The 2,253-nt window shown below is 63.1% G+C and carries 3 protein-coding genes; 2 read left to right on the top strand and 1 reads right to left on the bottom strand.

Annotated features, from left to right (window positions below):
* Positions 1 to 121 precede the first annotated feature (121 nt).
* Positions 122 to 439, top strand: a complete 318-nt coding sequence (locus EOA36_RS33750) for a Dabb family protein (protein WP_127281047.1) — start codon at positions 122 to 124, stop codon at positions 437 to 439.
* Between the two features lie 90 nt (positions 440 to 529).
* Positions 530 to 1,747: an MFS transporter gene (locus EOA36_RS33745; protein WP_189343705.1), complete on the top strand. Its 1,218-nt coding sequence runs from the start codon at positions 530 to 532 to the stop codon at positions 1,745 to 1,747.
* Positions 1,748 to 1,753: 6 nt separating this feature from the next.
* Here the strand turns inward: EOA36_RS33745 and EOA36_RS33740 are convergent.
* The coding region (locus EOA36_RS33740; protein ID WP_145969465.1) for a DMT family transporter at positions 1,754 to 2,253 on the bottom strand (500 nt) is incomplete at its 5' end.

Below are 2,253 nucleotides of genomic sequence, written 5' to 3'. Positions count from 1 at the left end.
CTTCCAACACCAATGCGCCGACCATCATGGTTGGCGAAAAGGGTGCTGATCTGATCCTTGGCCGCGAGCCGCTGGCGCCGGCGGTGTTTTCCGGCAATCACGCTGCTTAGGGAGTGGTAAAATGATCAGACACTGTGTTTTCGCCAGATTTCGTAGCGATGTGTCCCCGACCGAGCGCACGGCCATCCACGCCGACCTCGAGGCCTTGCGACAGGTGATCGAAGGCATGGAGACGGTTCATTTCAGCGCCAATGCCAGTCCGGAGCCTTTCGCACGGGGTTTCACCCATGGCTTCACCATCGACTTCCGCGATGCCGCGGCGCGCGACGCCTATCTGGTGCATGAGGCTCATCAGCGTGCCGGCGCCCGGCTGGTCGCGGCCCTCGAAGGCGGCACGGACGGATTGATGGTCTTCGATCTCGACCTTACGAAAAAGTGACCGCCGACCTTTCGAAAGCCGGCTGATCGCTGTTCTCTTTTGCCGACAAGGCGACATATCGTTCCTTTGGGGGCACCAAAGGAGGATGCCTTGAATCTCACTGCCGAGCAGAAGAAAACCGTTCTGGCCTCGTTCCTGGGCTGGACGCTCGACGCTTTTGATTTCTTCCTTCTGACATTCCTGCTCACCGATATTGCGAGTGAATTCCAGACCGATGTCCCGGCAGTCTCGAAGGCACTGTTCCTGACCTTGGCGACGCGCTTCATCGGCGCGTTCTTCTTCGGCATGCTCGCGGACAGATACGGTCGCAAGCCGATCCTGATGCTCAACATCGTCAGCTACTCGGTGATCGGGGCGCTGGCCGCCTTCTCTCCCAATCTCGGCATTTTCCTGGCGTTGCGTGCCCTGTTCGGCATCGCCATGGGCGGCGAATGGGGGCTCGGCTCCTCGCTCGCCATGGAGTCCATTCCGCCGAGCGCGCGCGGCATGGTCTCGGGTATCCTGCAATGCGGCTATCCCGCCGGCTACCTGCTGGCGGCGGTAGTCTATGGCTTGCTCTACCAGCAGACGATCGGTGGCTATACGATCGGCTGGCGCTTCATGTTCCTGCTCTCCTTCATCCCGGCGCTGATCGTACTCTTCATCCGCTCGCACGTCCCGGAATCACCCGCCTTCGTCGAGGCGCAGAAATCCGTCAAGCCGGGGCTTCTGGAGACGCTGCAGAAGCACTGGGGCGTCGCGCTCTATGCCGTGGTGCTGATGATGTTCTTCAATTTCTTCAGCCATGGCACGCAGGATCTCTACCCGACCTTCCTGAAGAAGCAGCATGGCTTTGATCCGCATACGGTGAGTTGGATCACCATCGTCGCCAATATCGGCGCCATTGTCGGCGGCCTGGCGTTCGGCGCGCTGTCGGAGAAGATCGGCCGCATCAATGCCATTACTTTGGCCTGCATCATCGCCCTGCCGGCCATCCCGCTATGGGCCTACAGCTCAACGCCCTTCATGCTGGCCATCGGCGCCTTCATCATGCAGGTCGCGGTCCAGGGCGCCTGGGGCGTCATCCCGGTGCATCTCAACGAGCTTTCGCCCGGCGCGGTGCGCGCGACCTTGCCCGGCTTCATCTACCAGGCCGGCAATCTCGCCGCCTCTTATGGCGGTCCCTATCAGGCGGGGATCGCCGAGGCGCCCGGTGGCAGCTATGGCTACGCGCTGGCGCTGTTCGCCGGCGTGGTCGCCGTCTGCATCATCGTCGTCATCCGCTTCAGTCCGGAGCGGCGCGGCCAGGTGATGACCGTGCTGGGTTGAGGACGCTCACCCCAGCCGGAGCGCGATCACTCCGGCGACAATGCTGAGCGCGGCCGCACCGCGCCAGCCCGTCATCTTCTCGCCGAGCGCGTAGACCGAGATCATCATGGCGAACAGGATCGAGGTCTCGCGCAATGACGCCACCGAGGCGATCGGCGCCTTGGTCATGGCCCACATCACGATCCAGTAAGCCGCGCCGGAAAGCACGCCGGTGAACAGCCCGGTCTTCCAGTCGCGCGCCAACACCGGCAACGCCTTGGGCCCCCGGAAAACGAGGCACAGCACCAGCGCCCCAAGCGCATCGCAGATGAACAGCCAGGCGGCATAGCTTTGCGCGGTTGCCGCCAGCCGCGCGCCGCTGCCGTCGGACAGGGTGTAGCTGGCAATGAACACCGAGGTGCCGAAGGCGAAGCCGACCGCCCGCAGGTTCAGCTTCTCCAGATGCGCGCCGCCGCGAAACGACATCACCAGCGTGCCGGCCGACAACAGCAGGATGCCGACAATGG

It is taken from the genome of Mesorhizobium sp. M8A.F.Ca.ET.021.01.1.1, assembly GCF_003998025.1.
In the GTDB taxonomy this organism is placed as follows: Bacteria; Pseudomonadota; Alphaproteobacteria; order Rhizobiales; family Rhizobiaceae; genus Mesorhizobium.
This window is presented reverse-complemented; position numbering and strand designations above follow the sequence as displayed.

Coding starts and splice junctions, on each gene's coding strand:
- EOA36_RS33750 (WP_127281047.1), top strand. CDS start 122: ATGATCAGACACTGTGTTTTCGCCAGATTTCGTAGCGATGTGTCCCCG.